The 530-nt window shown below is 38.9% G+C and carries 1 protein-coding gene; it reads left to right on the top strand.

All coding sequences use genetic code 11. From position 1 onward, the window contains the following. Positions 1–530 (top strand): type IIL restriction-modification enzyme MmeI (locus FFO06_RS20820; protein ID WP_137909707.1); only part of this gene is annotated, 530 nt, incomplete at both ends.

Raw genomic sequence — 530 nt, 5'->3', positions numbered from 1 at the left:
ATTCGTCCAATTTTGCAACCAATATATTACCGGACAGGAACGTAAAGAAGCACAAACTTTTCTTGACCGATTTTTTCGGGCTTTTGGTCATGAGGGTGCTTTGGAAGCCGGAGCGAAATATGAGGAAGCTATTAAAAAAGGTAGTAAAACTGGAAAAACCGGTTTTGCTGACTTGGTTTGGAAACCTCGCGTTTTAATTGAAATGAAAAAGCGCGGAGAAGACCTAAATAAACATTATTCCCAAGCATTTGATTATTGGACTAGGTTAGTTCCTAACCGTCCTAAATATGTGATCTTATGTAATTTTGATCAATTCTGGATTTTTGATTTTGATATTCAGATAGATACACCTGTAGATAAAATCTTTCTTCAGGAACTACCAGCACGGTCGGGAGCGTTGGCTTTTATGGAATTAGGTCAAAAAACTCCTATATTCCAAAACAACCAGGTGGAAGTGACGGAAAGGGCGGCTCGTCGTATGGGAGAGTTATTATTAGAGTTGGAAGCTAGGGGTATTGAAAAGTTAACAG

This window comes from Dolichospermum planctonicum (assembly GCF_005402965.1).
In the GTDB taxonomy this organism is placed as follows: Bacteria; Cyanobacteriota; Cyanobacteriia; order Cyanobacteriales; family Nostocaceae; genus Dolichospermum; species Dolichospermum planctonicum.
Note: the sequence above shows the minus strand (reverse complement) of the source record. Positions and strands in the feature narration are given on the sequence as shown.